An 18,515-nucleotide genomic window follows, 5' to 3' on the forward strand; every position below is an offset into this window, starting at 1 on the left:
TACGCATCGTCGCCTTGGTGAGCCGTTACCTCACCAACTAGCTAATGCGCCGCAGGCCCATCCCCGAGTAACAGATTGCTCCGTCTTTCCCGATCTCCCCAGGTGGGAAGATCGCGTATCTGGTATTAGCATCCGTTTCCGGAGGTTATCCCAGTCTCGAGGGCAGGTTGCCTACGTGTTACTCACCCGTCCGCCGCTAACCTCACCCCGAAGGACAAAATCCGCTCGACTTGCATGTATTAGGCACGCCGCCAGCGTTCGTCCTGAGCCAGGATCAAACTCTCCATAAAGGTAGTTCGACTTGCTCATTTATGATGCTGACTTGCTTCACTCGTTGTTCAGTTTTCAAAGAACAAATTCGCTTTGTTTCCGTCCCGCCTCTCAGCGGCGACTTGGATAATATAACACGCCCGCCTAGATGGATGCAAGTCCTTTTTTAAACTTTTTTGATTTTCTTTTTGGACCTCGCCCGAAACGAAAAAGAGCCCCATTGGGGCTGTCTCAAAGAACGACGGCTTGAATGCCGGCCATGACGGCGACCCCCGGCAATCCGAGCACGACAGCCATACCGATCGTTGCTGGATTGAGAGGGATTTCGGCCCCGGGAAGCAAGCCGGAGCCGTTGAGCAGATACAGCCCCGCCGCAGCCGCCGTCAGATGGATGGCGAATCGGCTGAACCACGACCACGACATCTTCGCTCTCAGCAGCGTCAGGACGAGCAGAATCGACGAGAGGCTGAGCATGCTGAGCCAGATCCATTTCATCCCGGCATCCCTCCCTTCATCCACGCCGGCGACACCGCGCCGATCCGCTTCGCCTGACGAAGCAGCATCTCATAGCGCTTCTGCGCCGCCTCGATCGCGAAGACGGCATAATCGATCTGATCTTGGCCGGTCGCCTGCTCGAAATGATACTGCGCGTTCACCCAGTCCCGATGCGCCTCCCGGATCTCGTCAAGCAGCCTGTCCAAGCTGATCTCCGCCGGCTGCTCGGACTCGACGCTCAGCGCCAGAGCCTCGACTCGCCTGCCTTGAAATAGCCTCGCACCCATTCCGCACCTACCCCTTTCGGCTTGTCCTCGCCGCCTGCTTGCCTGCCTGTATTCATTCTATAAACGGGATTCGCCGTTTAGAACGCCGCAGAGGCGATTCGACGGCCGCTCGCGGGACAGCAGGGCCGAAAGCAAAAAGCGACCGGCCGGAAGACCGGCCGATCGCTCTCATTCAAAAACTCAAAGCTCGCGCCGTCCTTCCAGCGCCTTGGACAGCGTCACCTCGTCCGCATACTCCAGATCCCCGCCCACCGGCAAGCCGTGCGCGATGCGGGTGACCTTGATGCCGAACGGCCGAACGAGCCGCGACAGGTACATCGCCGTCGCCTCTCCCTCGATATTAGGATTGGTCGCCAGAATCAGCTCCTGCACCCGCTCGTCCTCCAGGCGCCGCAGCAGCTCCGCGATCCGGATCTCCTCCGGTCCGATGCCTTCGATCGGCGAGATCGCTCCCTGCAGGACGTGGTAGTGGCCGTTGAACTCCTTGGTCCGCTCCATGGCGACGAGATCCCGTGACTCCTGCACGACGCAGATCGAGGAAGGGTCTCGGGACTTGTCCTGGCAAATGCGGCAAGGATCCGTATCGGTAATGTTGCAGCAGATCGAGCAGAAGTGAAGATTGCGCTTGACGCTGACGAGCGCCTTGGCGAAATCGATCACATCGTCTTCCTTCATCTTGAGCACATGGAAGGCCAGCCTCGCGGCCGTCTTGGGACCGATGCCCGGAAGCCGGGTAAAGGAATCGATGAGCTTCGCGATCGGTTCGGGATAATACAAAAGCCCAGCTCCTTCCATAAAAATCGGTACGGCCCCCCGCGAATCGGGAGGCCGTACCGCCACCGCGCGCATCTCGCGCGGCCCAGGGGGCGCCTTATGAGGCGCCTAGGCGTTGATCGGGACTAGAACAGGCCCGGAATCTTCATGCCGCCGGTGAACTTGCTCATGTCCTTGTTGGCGAGCTCGTCGGCTTTGGTGATCGCATCGTTGACCGCGGTCAGAACGAGATCCTGCAGCATCTCGACATCGTCCGGATCGACCGCTTCCGGCTTGATCGCGATGCTGACGAGCTTCTTGTGTCCATTGACGACCGCAGTCACGACGCCGCCTCCGGCCGTGCCTTCGACCTGCTTCGTCTCGAGCTCCTCCTGCGCCTTCATCATCTGCTCCTGCATCTTCTTCACTTGCTTCATCATTTGGTTCATGTTGTTCATATCGGTCACCTCTATTCCGGAATTGGACTTGCACGTACGGTCTGGCTTCTCCCTCTGGAGTTCGAGGCTTCGGCGTCTTACTCCTTCTTGAGCTCAACCAGGTCCTCGCCGAACATCTTGAACGCTTCCTCCACCCATTCCGGCCGTGCCGGAGGGGCGATCGGATCATCATGGGAGAGCTCGAACGGCTCGGCTCCGCTCTCCGCAGCCGGCTCCGAAGCCGCCTGCTGCCAATCCTTCTGCATGACGGTCGCCAGCTGCAGCGGCTTGCCGAACGCCTCCTGCAGCACGCGCTCGATCAGCTCGCGGTTGGCCTGCTTCTCCGTCGTCTCGCGGTGGATCGTATTTTTGAACGCGATGAGCGCCGTGTCGCCCGCCCAGGAGACCGGCTCGCCGTCGACGAGCCAAGCGTGGACGGTGACGCGCGCATCCTTGACGCGCGCGAGCACTTCCGCCCACTTGGCGCGCAGCTGGGCGGTGTCGGGGCTGCCCGCGGCGGAGACGAAGGGATCGAGCTTGACGGTCCGGAGGCTGCCTCCGGACCGCGGGCCGAACCCGCCGCCGCCGCGGGCGGGAGCGCCGCGCGGCGGCGCGGCGGCGGCCGGAGCCGCCGCGACTGCGGCGCCTCCGCTGCGCTGAAGCTGCTCGAGCTTGCGCTCGAGCTGGTCGATCCGCTGCTGCAGCGCGGCGACTTCATGGCCGGAGGGGCCGGGGGCCGCTGCCCCCCGCCGCTCCGCCGCAGGCTGCGCGCCCGCGGCGGGAGCTCCGCTCTCCGGCAGGGTGCAGATCTTGAGCAGCGCGACCTCGAACAGCGTCTGCGGGTGGGCGGCGTGGCGCATTTCGTTTTGATACCGGTTGAGCTCGTCGATCATGCGGAAGATGCGCTCCGCGCTGAACCCCTCCGCCATGTCGCGGAAGACGGCGGGATCGGCGAGCCGCCCCATGCCCTGGGCGCTGTCCGGTGCGAGCTTGAGCACGAGCAGGTCGCGGAAGTAGTAGATCAGGTTCTCGAGGCACTTGTCCGGGCTCTTGCCGGCCTGCATGAGGCCCTCGACGAGCGGCAGCACCGCCGCCGCGTCGGAGTCGCGCACCGCGACGGCGATGCCGGCGAACTGGCGGGCGGCGAGGCCGCCGGTGACGTCGACCGCGCCCTCGAGCGTGATCTTCTCCGCGCCGAAGGCGGCCGCCTGCTCCAGCAGGCTGATCGCGTCGCGCATGCCGCCGTCCGACAGGCGGGCGATGTAGTCGAGCGCCTCCGGCTCGGCCTCGATGCCCTCCTCCTGCGTGATCTCGCGCAGCCGCTCGATCTGCTCCTCCAGCGACACCTGGCGGAAGTCGAAGCGCTGGCAGCGCGAGACGATCGTCGCCGGCAGCTTGTGCGGCTCGGTCGTCGCGAGGATGAAGATGACATGGCTCGGCGGCTCCTCGAGCGTCTTCAGAAGCGCGTTGAACGCTTCCGTCGTGAGCATGTGGACCTCGTCGATGATGTAGACCTTGTAGCGCACCTCGGACGGCGCGTAGCGCACGCTGTCGCGGATCTCCCGAATCTCGTCGATGCCCCGGTTGGAGGCGGCGTCGATCTCCACGACGTCCATCACCGTGCCGGAGGTAATGCCTCGGCAGGCCGCGCATTCGTTGCAGGGCTCGGGCGCAGGTCCGCGCTCGCAGTTGACGGCTTTGGCGAAAACTTTGGCCGCCGTCGTCTTGCCCGTGCCCCTCGGCCCGTTGAACAAGTAAGCATGCGCGATGCGCTGCTCGCGGATCGCGTTCTGCAGCGTCTGCCGAATATGCTGTTGTCCCACCATGTCCTGGAACGTCTGCGGACGCCAGGCACGGTACAAGGCGATATGAGTCAAAGGTCGGCTTCCTTTCGCGCCGCCGGATGGCGGCCGTTATCGTTCTTCCATTATACATGACCGGGCGGCCGGGCAAAAGGGAAACGCTCTCTGCCGAAGGAATCCGCAAAAGGCGCGGCAAGGACGGAAGGCGGGCCGGCAGATGAGCGCGCGAGCAATGGAAAACAGGCTGCGGGGCTCGGCGCCCGGCTTGCGGTCTTACGACTCCATCGACAGCGCGATCTGTCCCTGGACGGCATGAAAAAACGCCGGGCGACGTCTGGAATCAGACAATCGCCCGGCGTGCGGGATTGATCGAGTAGAACCGTGCACCTGCCCTCGATCCATGCGTCCCAGCCGGCACTCCTGCTCCCAGCTCGGGCCAGGCGTCCCTCCGGCACATGAACGGACTTGCTTACGGCTGCTTCCTTCCGGACCTGACCGGGTTCACAAGCGTCCATTGCGGAGGACCCGTCCGTCAACACTGTTCCTAGGCGCCAAACGCTGCAACGCATAACCTACGGCAGGAATTCAACCTCGCTATAGCGGATTGCGAGTTACAGGGCACCGCTACCTCCCCGTCTAGCACGGCAGGGTTTCAGTATAGCCGATTTGCGGGGCTTGCGCAACCGGACGAGACGAGCCTGAAGCGCGCGGCGCCGAGCCGAAGGAGCGAGCGGCCAGCCGCTGCGGAGCCTGCGCTGCGGCGAAGGGTCTTCTGCGGCGGCGGAGCCGCCTTTACGGCGCCAGCTCCGTCACGACATCGTAGCGAGGCATGTTGAAGGCGAGCTGGGACTGGACGCGGGCGCGCATCTCCTCGCGCTGAGCGGAGTTCATGCCGGGGCGCGGCTTCACATAGGCGCGCATCGTCGCGCCGTCGATGACGAGCCGGACGGAGCCGACGCCCTTGACCTCCTTCGCCTTCTGCTCGGCAAAGTTCGCGTCCTGCTGGATGTTCTGCGCATGCGGCGTATTGATGAGATGCGGATTCGTATTGGTCAGGCCGAGCTGGCCGTCGCGGCCGTAGCTCTTGCCTTTCATGGAGTTCGGGCTGCCTCCGCAGCCGGACAGCAAGGCGGCGCCAAGCAGAAGGGCGCCGGCGGACAGCGCGATGCGGCGGGCAAGCGGACGGATCGTAACCATGTGGTGCATGCAAAAAACCTCCCTTTGGCCATAGGATGGCGAAGGGAGGTTTTTCTATACTGCCAATGGCTGGCAGCTGAAGTCGATTAGATGCCGTATTTCTTTTTGAAACGGTCTACGCGGCCGCCGGCGTCCAGGAACTTCTGCTTGCCCGTGAAGAACGGGTGGCAAGCGGAGCAGATCTCCACGCGCAGGTTCGGTTTTACGGAACCGGTCTCGAACGTGTTGCCGCAAGCGCAAGTAGCCGTTGTCACGTGGTATTTCGGATGAATAGCCTCTTTCATCGTCTTTCACCTCTTTTGCCCTGAGCTTCATGCGAGCCCAGAGTTATCGCAATACTTGAATACTATATCATGCATGCCCGTACCGCGCAATGCCCTTCGGCAGCTCTCAGCGGCGGCGGGCCAGCTCGGCCGGAGGCACATGCGTGTACGAGCCGATGACGACATCCGGCAGCTCCTCGCGGAAGATTTCCAGCATCTGCTTCATGCCGTAAATCTCTCCGCGCGCCTTGGGGATGAGGTTCAGGTAGCTCTCCGGGTCGATGTTGAGGTTGCGCATCTGGATGAGCCGCAGGCCGGTCCGGCGCACGAACTCGATCATCGCCTCCATCTCCTCCTCGCGGTCGGTGACGCCCGGGAAGATGAGGTAGTTGATGGACGTGTAGACGCCTTGGTCGGCGGCGTAGCGGAGCGATCTCTCGACATTTTTCAGCGTGTAGGCCCGAGGCTTGTAGTAGGCGTTGTAATGGTCGTCGAGCGCGCTGATCGTGCTGACGCGCATCAGATCGAGGCCCGAGTCGACGATTGCCCGCATGAAGTCGGTCAGGCCGGCGTTGGTGTTGATGTTGATGTAGCCCATCGAGGTCTGCTCGCGCACGCGGCGGATCGCCTCGACGATGATCTTGACCTGCGTGGACGGCTCGCCCTCGCAGCCCTGTCCGAAGCTGATGATCGACTCCGGCGTGCGCAGCTGCTCCAGCATGATCTGCACGACCTCGTCGACGGTCGGCTTGAAGTTCATGCGCGTCTGCGGAGCCGGGAACGCGCTGTCCTCCGGCTGCTCGGAGATGCAGCCGAAGCAGCCGGCGTTGCAGGAATAGGAGACGGGAACCGCTCCTTCCCAGCGCTGCAGGAACGTATTGGAAGCGGTCAGGCATTCGTAGCCGAGCGCGCAATGGGACAGATGCTCGTACAGCCGGTTGTCCGGATACTTGGCCAGCAGCTCCTCCACCTTGACGTTCAGCTCGGTCCGGTCGCAGTTCAGCGGGTTCCATCGCTCGGGATCGTCGCAGGGCTCGGCGGCGGCCCAGAAGCGGCCGTCCTTCCAGACGACGGCGGTATAGCCGAACAGCGGCAGCACGGCCGTCTTGTCCGACTTGGCGTAGCCCGGCAGCGCGAGGCGGGTGAAGCCCTGCGGCAGCAGCGCCCCGACCGCCTGATACGGCCCCGGCAGCAGCTCCATCTTGCCGCTCGGGCCGATGCCGATCGGACGCGTGCCCGGCAGCCCCACCAGCGTGGCGCCCTCCGGCAGAGGAATCAGCTCCTCCTCCATCAGCTCGATGACGATGTCCCCGCCGCGGCCGAGGCCGGTCCAGTCGGGATGGTCGAACAATTGGCCTTGTTCGTCGGCATATACAAGATTCATGATGTCCTCCTAAAGTCTGTACGAAGCGCCGGCGGTCATTCGGCCGGCGGCGTATCGGTCGGCGCGGCCTTGGCGCGCGTCGTGCGGCGGGCCGGCGCGGCCGGCTTGTCGCCGGCCGCCGGTGCGGCTGCGCGCGCGGCGGATGCGGCGCGCGTGCGCTTCGCCGGCGCGGCTTCGGCCGCCGGCGCATCGGGAGCGGCCGCGGATGCGGCGGCCGCCTTGCTGCCGCGCGGCGAGCGCGGCGCGGCGCTGGCGCCGGCATCCGCGGCGGCTGCGCGCGTGCGCTTCGCCGGCGCGGCCGGAGCCTCCGCGGCTGCGCCGGCATCCGGCGCGGCGGCGACTCGCGCCGCCGCCGTACGCGCCGAGGCGGCGCGCACGCGCGGCTGCGGCGCTGCGGCAGCCGGCTCGGCCGCCGCCGGCGTGCCGGCGCTGGCCGCGACGCGCGGCGCCTCCGCCGCAGGCGCTGCCTGCGGCGCGGCTGCGCTCGCCCGCGGCAGCGCTGCAGCCGGCTCGGCCGCGGCGTTGCCGGCCTCGGCGGCACGCGCCGCCGGGCGCTCGCCGCCTGCCGGCTGCTCCGGCTGCGGAGCGGCGCCTGCGCCCGGACGCTGCGCCGGGCTGTACCCGCCCGCGCGCGCGCCGGCTGCCGACGCGGCCGGACGAGCGCCGGACGCGCCCGGACGCGATGCTGCGCCCGGACGAGCGCCCGTGCCGCTGCGGCCCGCGTAGGAGCCGCCGGCGGAAGCGCTCGGCCGCGATGCGCCGTAGCTGCCGGTCTCGCCCCGGCTGGCGTAGCCGCTCTCGGAGCGGGCCGAGCTGTTGGAGAAGCCGCCGGCGGAAGAGCTGGCCGCGCCATTGCCGCTGCCAGCAGCCGTTCCGCCGCTCCCGGAAGCGTAGCTGCGGTAGCCTTGTCCCGTCGCGCCATGGTTGCGGTAAGCGGACGTGTTGGAAACGATCGGGCTGCCGCCGGCCGGCGTGCCCGGAGCTTGTCCGCCGGAGCCGCTGCCGCCTGCGGAAGACTGGCTCGGCCGCTGGCCGTTCTTGGACTCCAGCGTCGTCAGGAATTCCGCGTTCGTCTTGGACTCGCCGAGCTTCTTGAGGAAGTTGTCGACAAACTCCATCGAGTCGTTCATGTTCTTGCGGATGACCCAGATCTTGTCCAGCTCCTCCTTGCTCAGCAGCAGATCCTCGCGGCGCGTGCCGGAGCGGCGGATGTCGAGAGCCGGGAAGATCCGGCGCTCGGCGAGCTTGCGGTCCAGGTGCAGCTCCATGTTGCCGGTCCCTTTGAACTCCTCGTAGATGATGTCGTCCATGCGCGAGCCGGTGTCGATCAGCGCCGTGGCGAGGATCGTCAGGCTGCCGCCTTCCTCGATGTTGCGCGCCGAGCCGAAGAAGCGCTTCGGCCGGTGGAACGCCGCCGGATCGATGCCGCCGCTGAGCGTCCGCCCGGACGGCGGGATGACGAGGTTGTAGGCGCGCGCCAAGCGGGTGATGCTGTCGAGCAGGATGACGACATCCTTTTTATGCTCGACCATGCGCAGCGCCCGCTCCAGCACGAGCTCCGCCACCTTGATATGGTTTTCCGGCAGCTCGTCGAACGTCGACGCCACGACCTCGCCCCGCACGGAGCGCTGCATGTCGGTCACTTCCTCCGGACGCTCGTCGATGAGCAGCACGAACAGCTCGATCTCCGGGTTGTTCTCGGAGATGCTGTTGGCGATCTCCTTGAGCAGCAGCGTCTTGCCCGCCTTCGGCGGCGCGACGATCAGCCCCCGCTGGCCGAGGCCGACGGGCGCGAGCAGATCCATGATGCGGGCCGACAAGCGATGCGGGGTCGTTTCCAGGACGAGCTTCTTTTGTGGGAAAAGGGGGGTCAGCGCCGGGAAATGTAGGCGGTCGGCTGCCGTTTCCGGACTCATGCCGTTGACGGCGTTCACTTGCAGCAAGCCGAAATAACGTTCGTTTTCTTTCGGAGGACGGCATTTGCCGGAGACGAGGTCGCCGCTGCGCAGGTCGAACCGGCGGATCTGGGACGACGAGATGTAGATGTCCTCGTTGCTCGGCAAATAGTTGATCGGACGGAGGAAGCCGAAGCCTTCCGGCAGGATGTCCAACACGCCCTGCATGAACAGCAGCCCTCCGCGCTCCGCCTGCGCCCGCAGGACGGCGAAGACCAGCTCTTTCTTCTTCATCTGGTTGAAGCTCGGCACCTCGAACTGCTTGGCGAGCTTGTACAGATCATTCAATGACATTGCTTCCAGATCGGCGATCTGAAATTCGCTCATGATCTCACCACTTTATTCAGTTTTCGCACCTTAATCCTTACCTCATGTCGGGACGATCCGAATCTATGACTTCGATTCTCTTATTGTGTCCGGGCGGGCTTCGCCCTAACCTTCGAATCAGGATGGCAGAGGAATCGCATTAGCTCTAGGAAGGTCTGGAAGAGGGCTTGAAGGCGGGTGCAGGGGAAAAGAAAGCGCCCTGGCCCGCGGGAGCGGGCCAGTCGACGTCTGGATAGAGATAGGCAAGCCGAAGGCAGGCGCGGCTCGCGGCCGCCGCCTCGGGCGGTTCAAGCAAAAGGCCTCATCCGCAGCCGGTGCCGGCGCGGATAGAAGGCAGGCGGCTTACTCCTGCTCCCGCCATACGTCGGCGCCGAGCCGCCGCAGGTTCTCGACCAAATTGTCGTAGCCGCGGTCGATGTACTCGACGCCGGTAATTTCGGTGACGCCCTCGGGCACGGTCAGTCCGGCGACGACAAGCGCCGCTCCGGCGCGCAGGTCGGCGGCGCGCACCTTGGCCGCGTTGAGCGGGCCGCCCTCGATGATCGCCGAGCGCCCCTCCACGCGGATGCCCGCGCCCATGCGCACGAGCTCCGGCACATGCTTGAACCGGTTGCTGTAGACGTAATCCGTCAGGATGCTGACGCCGGAAGCTTGCGTGAGCAGGCTCGTCATCGGCGACTGCAGGTCTGTCGCGAAGCCGGGATAGACGAGCGCCCGCACGTCGATCGGCTCATAGGCCGGCGCGCCGACGATGCGGATGGACTCGTCCATCTCGATCACCTGCACGCCCATCTCCACGAGCTTGGCGCTCATCGCTTCCATATGCTTGGGGATGACGCCGTCGATGACGACGTCGCCGCGGGTCGCGGCGGCCGCGATCATGTAGGTCCCGGCCTGGATGCGGTCCGGGATGATGGAGTGGCGGCAGCCGTGCATCGCCTCCACGCCCTCGATCCGGATCGTCTCCGTGCCGGCGCCCTTGATGCGGGCTCCCATAGCGTTGAGCAGCGTCGCTACATCTATGATTTCAGGCTCCTTGGCCGCGTTCTCGATCGTCGTGACGCCCTTGGCCCTGGAGGCGGCCAGCATGATGTTGATCGTCGCTCCGACGCTGACGACGTCCAGGTAGATCTTGGCGCCGCGCAGCTCGCGGGCGAAGATGCGGATCGAGCCGTGCTCGTTGGACACTTCCGCGCCGAGCGCCTCGAAGCCCTTGATATGCTGGTCGATCGGACGAGGCTCGAAGTTGCATCCGCCGGGCAGGCCGATGACCGCTTCGCCGAAGCGGCCGAGCAGCGCTCCCATCAAATAATAGGAAGCCCGCAGCAGCTTCACCTTGCCGTCCGGCATCGGCGCCGACCGCAGGCGGGAAGGATCGATCCGCATCGTGTCGCCGCTCCAGGATACGCCGGCCCCGAGCTGCTCCAGGATCTCCCCGTACACCGCCACGTCGCTCAGCTGCGGCAGGTTGTCCAGAACGACTTCAGATTCCGCCAGAATGGCGGCGGGCAGCAGCGCGACCGCGCTGTTCTTGGCACCGCTGATCTGCACCGTGCCTCGCAGCGGACGTCCGCCGCGAACCATTAGTTTCTCCATTAATGCTGTATCCTCCCCGGGAAGAAGCAGGCCGCGCCGCGCGCTGACGCGCGACGCCCTGCAGCTGAAAACAACGCAGCGCGCGCCGGCAATGCAGCTGCAAGGGCGCGCGCTCATCGTTTGTGGTTGGTTCAGTCCAATGAAGCGGGTCATTCTGGGCTATTATATCATACTTGTCCGGGCATAAAAACAGGCCCTGCTGCTCAGGACCCGATCGCGTATTTGCTGTTGTTCTCGTCGTCGCGGCGCAGCTGCATGTTGACCGCGAGCCTCATCTCGTCGATGTCGAACGGCTTGGTGAAGTGCATGACCGCGCCGAGATCGGTCGCTTCCTTGATCATGTCCAGCTCGCCGTAAGCCGTCATCATGATCACCTTGATGCTGCGGTCGATCGTCTTGACATGCTTGAGGATCTCCAGTCCGTCCATGCCGGGAATCTTCATGTCCAGCAGGACCAGATCCGGACTTTCGTTGCGGACGATCTCCAGGGCCAGCTTGCCGTTGGAAGCCTGAAAGGTCGTATATCCCTCGCTCGTAAATACCTCCATTAGCAGCACGCGGATTCCGTTCTGGTCATCCACGATGAGTACCTTCTTCTTGTCCAACTTCTCTACCTCCCGTTAGGTTCTCTCTTCGACAGATCTAGCTGCTCTATGTGTCGGATCGTTGGCGTCTGCGGCGATGAGACGGTAAGGCAACGGCTTTCGGATTTTGCCCACCCCCTATATTCGCCCTGCCCCTTCTATCTCCTTCTCTAAATTGGAAAAAAGCCGCCAGCATCGCGAAAGGCGATGCCAGACGGCCAAATAAGAGGGAGCCGGGCTCCTGCGCCGACTACTCGGACAGCTGGAGGGAGGCGTTGACGAAGCCGCGGAACAGCGCCTGCGGGCGGTTCGGGCGAGAGGTGAATTCCGGATGGAACTGGACGGCCAGGAACCACGGGTGCTCCGGCAGCTCGACCATTTCGACGAGGCGTCCGTCCGGCGAGGTGCCGGAGATGCGCAGGCCTGCCTGCTCCACTTGCTCGCGGTACTCGTTGTTGAACTCATACCGGTGACGATGGCGCTCGTAGACGAGCTCGTCGTCGTACTCGCGCGCGGCGAGCGAGCCTTCGGCCAGCTTGCACGGATAGAGGCCAAGGCGCATCGTGCCGCCGAGATCCTCGATATCCTTTTGCTCCGGCAGCAGGTCGATGACCGGATACGGCGTCGTCGGGTTGATCTCGGAGCTGTTGGCCCCGGTCAGGCCGAGCACGTTGCGCGCATACTCGATGACCGCTACCTGCATGCCGAGGCAAATGCCGAAGAACGGCGTGCGGCTCTCGCGGGCGTAGCGGATCGCCGCCACCTTGCCCTCGATGCCGCGGTCGCCGAAGCCGCCCGGCACGAGGATGCCGTTCACGCCGGCGAGCGTCTCGGCCGCGTTGGCGTCGGAGAGCTCCTCGGCGTCGACCCAGCGGATGCTCACTTCGGAGTCGGCCTCGATGCCCGCATGAGCGAGCGACTCGACGATGCTGAGGTAGGCGTCATGCAGCGCCACGTACTTGCCGACGATGGCGATCTCGGTCTTGCGCTTCAGGTTCTTGACGCGGTCGACCAGCTTCGTCCACTCGGCCATGTCGGCTTGCGGAGCCTGCAGCTTGAGATGGTCGACGACGTACTGGTCGAGGCCCTGCTCCTGGAGCATGAGCGGCACCTCGTACAGCGTGGACGCGTCGCGGCATTCGACGACGGCGTTCGGATCGATGTCGCAGAACAGCGCCAGCTTGTTTTTCAGGTCCTCGGAGATCGCTTTCTCGGTCCGGCAGACGATGACGTTCGGCTGGATGCCGATGCTGCGCAGCTCCTTGACGCTATGCTGGGTCGGCTTGGTCTTCACCTCGCCGGCGGCCTTGATGTACGGGATCAGCGTCACATGCACGTACATGACGTTGTCGCGGCCGATGTCGCTCTTGATCTGGCGGATCGCCTCGAGGAACGGCAGGCTCTCGATGTCGCCGACCGTGCCGCCGATCTCCGTGATGACGACGTCGGAGCCGGCTTCGCGGCCGGCGCGGAAGACGCGTTCCTTGATCTCGTTCGTAATATGCGGGATGACCTGGACCGTGCCGCCGAGGTATTCGCCGCGGCGCTCCTTGGTGATGACGGACGAATAGATCTTGCCGGTCGTCACGTTGCTGTTTTTGGACAGGTTGATGTCGATGAAGCGCTCATAGTGGCCGAGGTCGAGATCCGTCTCCGCCCCGTCGTCCGTGACAAAAACTTCTCCGTGCTGGTACGGGCTCATCGTCCCCGGATCCACGTTGATGTACGGATCGAACTTCTGGATCGTAACCTTCAGGCCGCGGTTCTTGAGCAGCCTGCCGAGCGAAGCCGCGGTGATGCCTTTGCCGAGAGACGACACCACACCGCCCGTTACAAAGATATATTTCGTCACTGTTGAATACCCTCCATGCTCCTATGGTTAGTTAAAGGTTGCCCAGGCCGGCCCTGAAACATGGCGCGGACCCCATATAAAAACAAAAAAAGTGTCACCCATATAAAGGGGGCACTTTCTACGATCACCCATGCAAATATGCAGGCATAACGCTCCGCGGCTTCCTGTCGGAATGAGCGCGAAGCAGCCTTGAGCTGATGATGGTTTCACTAAAAGCTTCAAAAAGCCCATGCAATAGTTTATCTCACCGCAATCCGCCCTGTCAAGGACAAGCCGGACCTTTGCGAAAGGCCCCTCGAATGGTAAAAGGCCCCGAAAACGGGGCCTCGAAACGGCCCGCCGCCAGCCGGCGGGAACCGAAGATACCTTACTTGCCGCCTTGCTCTTCGTCGGAGTCCTCGTCCTCGAAGTCTTCCTCGTCCTCGTCGTCGGATTCCTCGGCCTCGGCGTCGTCCTCTTCGATCGTCTCGTCGACCGCCTCGGCGTCGTCCTCTTCGCTCTCGTCGAACTCGCGGTCCTCGTCGAATAGGTCGAAGTCCTCCTCGCCCTCGGCGTAGGTGTCTTCCTCCTCCGCCTCGAACGGCTCCTCGTCCTCGAGATCGTCATCGTCGTTGATGATGCGCGGACGCTTGGCGTTCGTGATCGGATCCTCGTTCTTCTCGACCGGATACCAGCGCTTCAGGCCCCAGGTGTTGGAGCCGACGCAGGCGAAGCGGCCGTCGATGTTGATCTCCGTGTAGACCTGGGCGATGACGTTGTTGACTTCCTCTTCCGTCAGGCCGCGGTACTTGGCGATCTCTTTCATCAAGTCGCGATAATAGTAGGGCGTATTGGCCGCTTTCAGCACTTCGAAGGCCAGATCGACCATCGGCATCTCGCGCAGCCGCTCCGCATCGAATTTTTGGGACAGGTTCGTGCTCATCTAATCCAGACACATCCTCTCGGATAATCGTACGCAGCTCATTACGGTTCCATCTTGTCCACAGTCAACCTTTAGTAAAACCTATTTGCCTCAAAAAATCAAGGCGCTCCTCGAGCAGCTTGTCCGCTTCCAAAAGGGACACGCGGCCTCATAAAGGAAGAACGAAGGGCTCCCCCTTCGCTCCTGACTGTATCCTTCCGCCTGGAGCGCCTTTCCGAAAAGGAGCGGCGGATTCCCGGCTGCAAGAGTCCGACGACTCTTACTTGCATTGTATGAAGAGCGGAGGGCGATTGACACGAGCCGCGGCCCAAATTGCCGCAAAACGGGCCGATGGCTCTATCGGGCGGAGGGCGGCCCCTCATACACTATCCAAGCATTGTCCGTCAGGAGGGACTTCATCTTGGATCATCTGCTCCGCTGGCTGCGCGACCTCCCCGCCTCCGCCGGCTCTCCGGCAAAACGGCTCATGCTTACCTTCCGCCATCCCGACGACTACCGGGTCTTCCTGCATGCTTGCGGCGAAGCCCTTCTTCCGTCTGAACGGCTCGTTCCCTTGCCTCTCGTCCAGGCGGTCAGCGTGGCGCTGCCCGCCCGGCAGCCTCTGCCCCCTCCGACCGCCGGCGTCATGGCCGAGGAGGACCGCCGGATTACGATGAAAGCGTCCGGCCTGCCCAAGACGATGCCCGAAAAAGGCCTGCCCTGGGGCGTGCAGCAGATCCGCGCCCCGCTCGCCTGGAACCGGACGACGGGCCACCGGATCAAGATCGGCGTCATCGACACCGGCGTCGACCACAGCCATCCCGATCTCAAAGCCTCGCTCGGCCGCGGCATCAACCTGATCGACCGCGGCCAGCTGCCCCATGACGACAACGGGCACGGCACCCATATCGCGGGCACGATCGCCGCGGCCAACCAGCCGGGCGGCATGATCGGCGTCGCCCCGCGCTCCATCGTCTATCCCGTCAAGGCGTTCGACCAGAACGGCAGCGCCTATGTGTCGGACATCATCCTCGGCATCGAGTGGTGCGTCCGCAGCGGCATGAACATCATCAACATGAGCTTCGGCATGAAGTCGCGCAGCAAGTCGCTGCACAACGCCGTCATCAACGCCACGAACGCCGGCGTCGTCATCATCGCTTCCTCGGGCAACGACGGCCGCCGGCGCTCGGTCGACTACCCGGCCCGCTATCCGCAGACGATCTCGGTCGGCGCGACGAACCGGCTGCGCCGCATCGCGGCGTTCAGCAACCGCGGCCCCTACATCGACATTTATGCCCCGGGCGACCGGATCCATTCGGCCTGGCTGAAGGGCAAATACCACGAGATGAGCGGCACGTCGATGGCGACCTCGCATGTGAGCGGCGCGGTGGCGCTGCTGCTGGCCCATCAGCCCGGGCTCGATCCGGGCGAGATCCGTGCGATCCTCAAGCGCTCGATGGTGCCGCTTCGCGGAGCGAAGGAAGGGCGCACCCCGGGCGAGCTCGACGTCCTGAAAATGATGAAAGCCGCCGAGGCCTGATGGCTTCGGCGGCTTTCCTTTTGGCGGGGAAGAAACGCTGGCGGCTACATGCGCTCCGGCGCGGATACGCCGATGAGGCGCAGCGCGCTGGCGATGACGGTGCGGACGGCCGCCAGCAGGGCGAGGCGCGCCTGCGTCTGCGCCGCATCCTCGGTGATGGCGCGCTCCGCGCGATAGTAGCTGTGCAGCTGCGATGCCAACTCGTACACATAGCGCACGAGGCGATGCGGCGCATGCTGCTCGGCCGCCTGGCGGATCTCCTGCGGATACTCGGCGAGCTTGAGCAGCAGGTCGTATTCATGCTCGCTCGTCAGGCGCGAGAGCTCGACCTGCTCCAGCGGCAGCCGGCTGACGCCCTGCTCCTCGGCCTGGCGCAGGATGCTGCAGATGCGCGCGTGGGCGTACTGCACGTAGTAGACCGGGTTCTCGTTGGAGGTGGAGACGGCCAGGTCCATGTCGAAGTCCAGATGCGAGTCCATGCTGCGCATCGTGAAGAAGTAGCGGATCGCGTCGACGCCGACCTCGTCCATCAGATCCTCCATCGTGACGGCTTTTCCGGTGCGCTTGGACATCTTGACCTTCTCGCCGTTCTGGAACAGGCTGACCATCTGGGCGATCAGCACGACAAGCTTGTCCGGATCGTTGCCGAGCGCCTCCATGGCGGCCTTCATGCGCGGGATGTAGCCGTGATGGTCCGCGCCCCAGATGTTGATCATCGTATCGTAGCCGCGGCCGTACTTGTCGCGGTGGTAGGCGATGTCCGGCGTCAGGTACGTATAGGAGCCGTCGTTCTTGATGAGGACGCGGTTCTTGTCGTCGCCGTAGGCGGTCGTGTTCAGCCACGTCGCGCCTTCTTCCTCGTACACCTGGCCCTTCTCGCGCAGCGCGTCGAGCGCCTGGACGACGAGTCCCTTTTCGTAAAGGGACGTCTCGCTGTACCACAGGTCGAACGGCACGCGGAAGCGCTCGAGGTCGCGCTTGATCTTGCCGAGCTCGCGCTCGAGGCCGTACGCCTTGAAGAACGCGAAGCGCTCTTCGTCCGTCAGCGAGAGCAGGCCGTCGCCCTTCTCCGCGGCCAGCTCCTTGGCGAAGCCGACGATGTCCTCGCCGTGGTAGCCGTCCTCCGGCAGCTCCGCCTGCTGGCCGAGCTGCTGGCGGTAGCGCGCCTCGATCGACCTCGCGAGGTTGTTCACCTGCGCGCCGGCGTCGTTGATGTAGTACTCGCGCGTCACTTCGTTGCCCGCGAAGTCGAGCACGTTGCACAGCGCGTCGCCGACGGCCGCGCCGCGGGCATGGCCCAGGTGCAGGCTGCCGGTCGGGTTGGCGCTGACGAACTCGACCTCCACGCGCTTGCCGGTGGCGGCGCCGCGTCCGTAGTTCTCGCCGGCGGCCTCGACCTGGCCGACGACCGGATACAGATACGCGCGGTCCAGGCGGAAGTTGATGAAGCCCGGTCCGGCGATTTCCGCCGACAGGATGGACGCCTTGCCTTTGTCCAGATGCTCCAGGATCGCCTCGGCGATCTGGCGCGGGTTTTTGCGGGCGAGCTTGGTCAGCTGCATCGCGGCGTTCGTCGCGAGGTCGCCGTGCGACTTGTCGCGGGGCACCTCCAGCACGAATACCGGCAGCTCCTCGCGGGGCGCCAGGCCGGCGGCGACGACGGCATCGGCGATGCCCTCGCGGATGGCGGTATAGACTTGCTCCAGCACGTTCTGACTCATGATTGATTAGCCTCCTGTATCGTAAGCCGCAGTTGGAAGCGGCCGCTTGACTCGTCTTCGATGCGCAGCCGGTACGTCCACGACAGCGTCAGCGGCAGCAGCCCCTCGCCGGGGGAAGATGCCGCCAGCTCCTCGGTCTCGGTGACGAGCGGGAACGACAGATGCGGCGACGCATAGCGCCCGCCGCGAGACTGCCCGGCCGCGAACGTCTGGTCGGACTCCACACCGCCGCGCCGCGTGAGCGTCAGCTCCTCGCCGTTCCAGCGAAGCGTCGTGCGCACGACGCCGTGCAGCTCGTCCCGCTCCTCGTACCGCAGGTAAAGAGAACGCCCCTTGGGGATGAGCTCGCCCTGGTGGCGCGCGGCGGGCGCGCGCTTGCCGTCCTGCATGCTGCTGACGGCGATGTCGACGGCAAGCTTGCCGGGACCGGGCCGGGCGACCGGCCCCCCCTCGGCAGAGCCGCCGGCCCGGCCGGCCGATCCAGCGGGGCCGGCGCTGTCCGCGTGGCGATCCGGCTTGGCGGGGGCTCGATCGTTCCGTTCCATGGCGTTCTCCTCCTTTGGCGCTTCCTGTCGATTGTTCCTATTTACTATATACATGGCGGGCGAAAGTTTCAATGATTGTCCGCCGCGAAAGCTCCAGCGGGCCGGCCGCTCCTCGGGCAGCCGGACAGCGGGCCGGCCGCTCGCCGCGCGCGGCGAAGCAGCGATTCTTGAAAGGGCGCCGCTCGGGGAGGAAACCCGGCAAGAGGCGACAAGGCCAAGCCCGAATAGCCGGCTCGATCAGGGAACTTTGAGTTCCCTCATGCGTCCGATTCGCGCCTGTTGGCTCGACCAGGGAACTTTGAGTTCCCTCATGCGTCCGATTCGCGCTCGCTGGCTCGATCAGGGAACTTTGAGTTCCCTCATGTGTCCGTTTCGCGCTCGTTGGCCCGACCAGGGAACTTTGAGTTCCCTCATGGGTCTGAATTGCGCTCGTTGGCCCGATCAGGGAAGTTTGAGTTCCCTCATGCGTCCGATTCGCGCTCGTCGGCTCGACCAGGGAACTTTGAGTTCCCTCATGCGTCCGATTCGCACTCGTTGGCTCGACCAGGGAATTTTGAGTTCCCTCGTGCATCCGATTCGCGCTCGTTGGCTCGACCAGGGAACTTT

The 18,515-nt window shown here is 64.4% G+C and carries 15 protein-coding genes, 1 rRNA gene, 1 other RNA gene and 1 pseudogene; 1 reads left to right on the plus strand and 17 read right to left on the minus strand.

Annotated features, from left to right (window positions below; all coding sequences use genetic code 11):
• The 15 genes and pseudogenes from H582_RS0124345 to rpoE all read right to left on the minus strand — a co-directional run.
• Positions 1-290 (minus strand): 16S ribosomal RNA (locus H582_RS0124345); the annotation flags it as partial.
• Positions 291-501: 211 nt separating this feature from the next.
• Complete coding sequence (locus tag H582_RS0124350) at positions 502-765, minus strand: pro-sigmaK processing inhibitor BofA family protein (protein WP_028600626.1); 264 nt, start codon at positions 763-765, stop codon at positions 502-504.
• Positions 762-1,052: a YaaL family protein gene (locus H582_RS0124355; protein ID WP_052333636.1), complete on the minus strand. Its 291-nt coding sequence runs from the start codon at positions 1,050-1,052 to the stop codon at positions 762-764. The genes H582_RS0124350 and H582_RS0124355 overlap by 4 nt, the downstream gene beginning before the upstream one ends.
• Positions 1,053-1,232: 180 nt before the next feature.
• Entirely contained in the window at positions 1,233-1,829 is a 597-nt protein-coding gene (recR, locus tag H582_RS0124360) for a recombination mediator RecR (RefSeq protein WP_028600628.1), read from the minus strand.
• A gap of 122 nt (positions 1,830-1,951) precedes the next feature.
• The gene (locus H582_RS0124365; protein ID WP_028600629.1) at positions 1,952-2,263 is read right to left on the minus strand and encodes a YbaB/EbfC family nucleoid-associated protein; all 312 of its coding nucleotides are present in this window, start codon (positions 2,261-2,263) and stop codon (positions 1,952-1,954) included.
• A 77-nt stretch (positions 2,264-2,340) separates the two neighbouring features.
• Positions 2,341-4,119, minus strand: coding sequence for a DNA polymerase III subunit gamma/tau (dnaX, locus tag H582_RS0124370; protein WP_028600630.1), 1,779 nt, complete (start codon positions 4,117-4,119; stop codon positions 2,341-2,343).
• A 304-nt stretch (positions 4,120-4,423) separates the two neighbouring features.
• An RNA gene (gene ffs, locus H582_RS31495) (signal recognition particle sRNA large type) lies at positions 4,424-4,689 on the minus strand.
• A 147-nt stretch (positions 4,690-4,836) separates the two neighbouring features.
• Complete coding sequence (locus H582_RS0124375; protein ID WP_028600631.1) at positions 4,837-5,250, minus strand: hypothetical protein; 414 nt, start codon at positions 5,248-5,250, stop codon at positions 4,837-4,839.
• Between the two features lie 77 nt (positions 5,251-5,327).
• The gene (gene rpmE / locus H582_RS0124380) at positions 5,328-5,525 is read right to left on the minus strand and encodes a 50S ribosomal protein L31 (protein WP_021882051.1); all 198 of its coding nucleotides are present in this window, start codon (positions 5,523-5,525) and stop codon (positions 5,328-5,330) included.
• A gap of 106 nt (positions 5,526-5,631) precedes the next feature.
• Positions 5,632-6,888 carry a radical SAM family protein gene (locus H582_RS0124385; RefSeq protein ID WP_028600632.1) on the minus strand — a complete coding sequence of 419 codons (1,257 nt, stop codon included), beginning with the start codon at positions 6,886-6,888 and terminating at the stop codon, positions 5,632-5,634.
• Between the two features lie 997 nt (positions 6,889-7,885).
• Positions 7,886-9,170 (minus strand): annotated as a pseudogene (gene rho / locus H582_RS29470) (transcription termination factor Rho); the annotation flags it as partial.
• A gap of 342 nt (positions 9,171-9,512) precedes the next feature.
• The gene (locus tag H582_RS0124395; protein ID WP_028600633.1) at positions 9,513-10,766 is read right to left on the minus strand and encodes a UDP-N-acetylglucosamine 1-carboxyvinyltransferase; all 1,254 of its coding nucleotides are present in this window, start codon (positions 10,764-10,766) and stop codon (positions 9,513-9,515) included.
• Positions 10,767-10,969: 203 nt separating this feature from the next.
• Positions 10,970-11,371, minus strand: a complete 402-nt coding sequence (locus H582_RS0124400) for a response regulator (RefSeq protein WP_028600634.1) — start codon at positions 11,369-11,371, stop codon at positions 10,970-10,972.
• Positions 11,372-11,600: 229 nt separating this feature from the next.
• Positions 11,601-13,202: a CTP synthase gene (locus tag H582_RS0124405; protein ID WP_028600635.1), complete on the minus strand. Its 1,602-nt coding sequence runs from the start codon at positions 13,200-13,202 to the stop codon at positions 11,601-11,603.
• A 367-nt stretch (positions 13,203-13,569) separates the two neighbouring features.
• Positions 13,570-14,124 carry a DNA-directed RNA polymerase subunit delta gene (rpoE, locus tag H582_RS0124410; protein WP_028600636.1) on the minus strand — a complete coding sequence of 185 codons (555 nt, stop codon included), beginning with the start codon at positions 14,122-14,124 and terminating at the stop codon, positions 13,570-13,572.
• 400 nt (positions 14,125-14,524) lie between these two features.
• On the opposite strand from rpoE, the gene H582_RS0124415 reads away from it, so the two are divergent.
• Complete coding sequence (locus H582_RS0124415) at positions 14,525-15,643, plus strand: S8 family peptidase (RefSeq protein ID WP_373864138.1); 1,119 nt, start codon at positions 14,525-14,527, stop codon at positions 15,641-15,643.
• Positions 15,644-15,687: 44 nt separating this feature from the next.
• Here the strand turns inward: H582_RS0124415 and argS are convergent, their stop codons facing one another.
• Both argS and H582_RS30570 read right to left on the minus strand, forming a co-directional pair.
• Entirely contained in the window at positions 15,688-17,364 is a 1,677-nt protein-coding gene (gene argS / locus H582_RS0124420; RefSeq protein WP_028600638.1) for an arginine--tRNA ligase, read from the minus strand.
• On the minus strand, positions 17,361-17,909 hold the full coding sequence (locus H582_RS30570; RefSeq protein WP_052333637.1) for a YwiB family protein: 549 nt from the start codon (positions 17,907-17,909) through the stop codon (positions 17,361-17,363). The genes argS and H582_RS30570 overlap by 4 nt, the downstream gene beginning before the upstream one ends.
• Between the last annotated feature and the right edge of the window lie 606 nt (positions 17,910-18,515).

Source organism: Paenibacillus pasadenensis DSM 19293 (genome assembly GCF_000422485.1).
Classification (GTDB): Bacteria; Bacillota; Bacilli; order Paenibacillales; family Paenibacillaceae; genus Paenibacillus_O; species Paenibacillus_O pasadenensis.

Excerpts from the sequence above, each read along its gene's own strand:
- H582_RS0124350 (WP_028600626.1), bottom strand. The coding sequence starts at position 765 with ATGAAATGGATCTGGCTCAGCATGCTCAGCCTCTCGTCGATTCTGCTC.
- H582_RS0124355 (WP_052333636.1), bottom strand. The coding sequence starts at position 1,052 with ATGGGTGCGAGGCTATTTCAAGGCAGGCGAGTCGAGGCTCTGGCGCTG.
- H582_RS0124365 (WP_028600629.1), bottom strand. The coding sequence starts at position 2,263 with ATGAACAACATGAACCAAATGATGAAGCAAGTGAAGAAGATGCAGGAG.
- H582_RS0124375 (WP_028600631.1), bottom strand. The coding sequence starts at position 5,250 with ATGCACCACATGGTTACGATCCGTCCGCTTGCCCGCCGCATCGCGCTG.
- rpmE (WP_021882051.1), bottom strand. The coding sequence starts at position 5,525 with ATGAAAGAGGCTATTCATCCGAAATACCACGTGACAACGGCTACTTGC.
- H582_RS0124385 (WP_028600632.1), bottom strand. The coding sequence starts at position 6,888 with ATGAATCTTGTATATGCCGACGAACAAGGCCAATTGTTCGACCATCCC.
- H582_RS0124395 (WP_028600633.1), bottom strand. The coding sequence starts at position 10,766 with ATGGAGAAACTAATGGTTCGCGGCGGACGTCCGCTGCGAGGCACGGTG.
- rpoE (WP_028600636.1), bottom strand. The coding sequence starts at position 14,124 with ATGAGCACGAACCTGTCCCAAAAATTCGATGCGGAGCGGCTGCGCGAG.
- argS (WP_028600638.1), bottom strand. The coding sequence starts at position 17,364 with ATGAGTCAGAACGTGCTGGAGCAAGTCTATACCGCCATCCGCGAGGGC.
- H582_RS30570 (WP_052333637.1), bottom strand. The coding sequence starts at position 17,909 with ATGGAACGGAACGATCGAGCCCCCGCCAAGCCGGATCGCCACGCGGAC.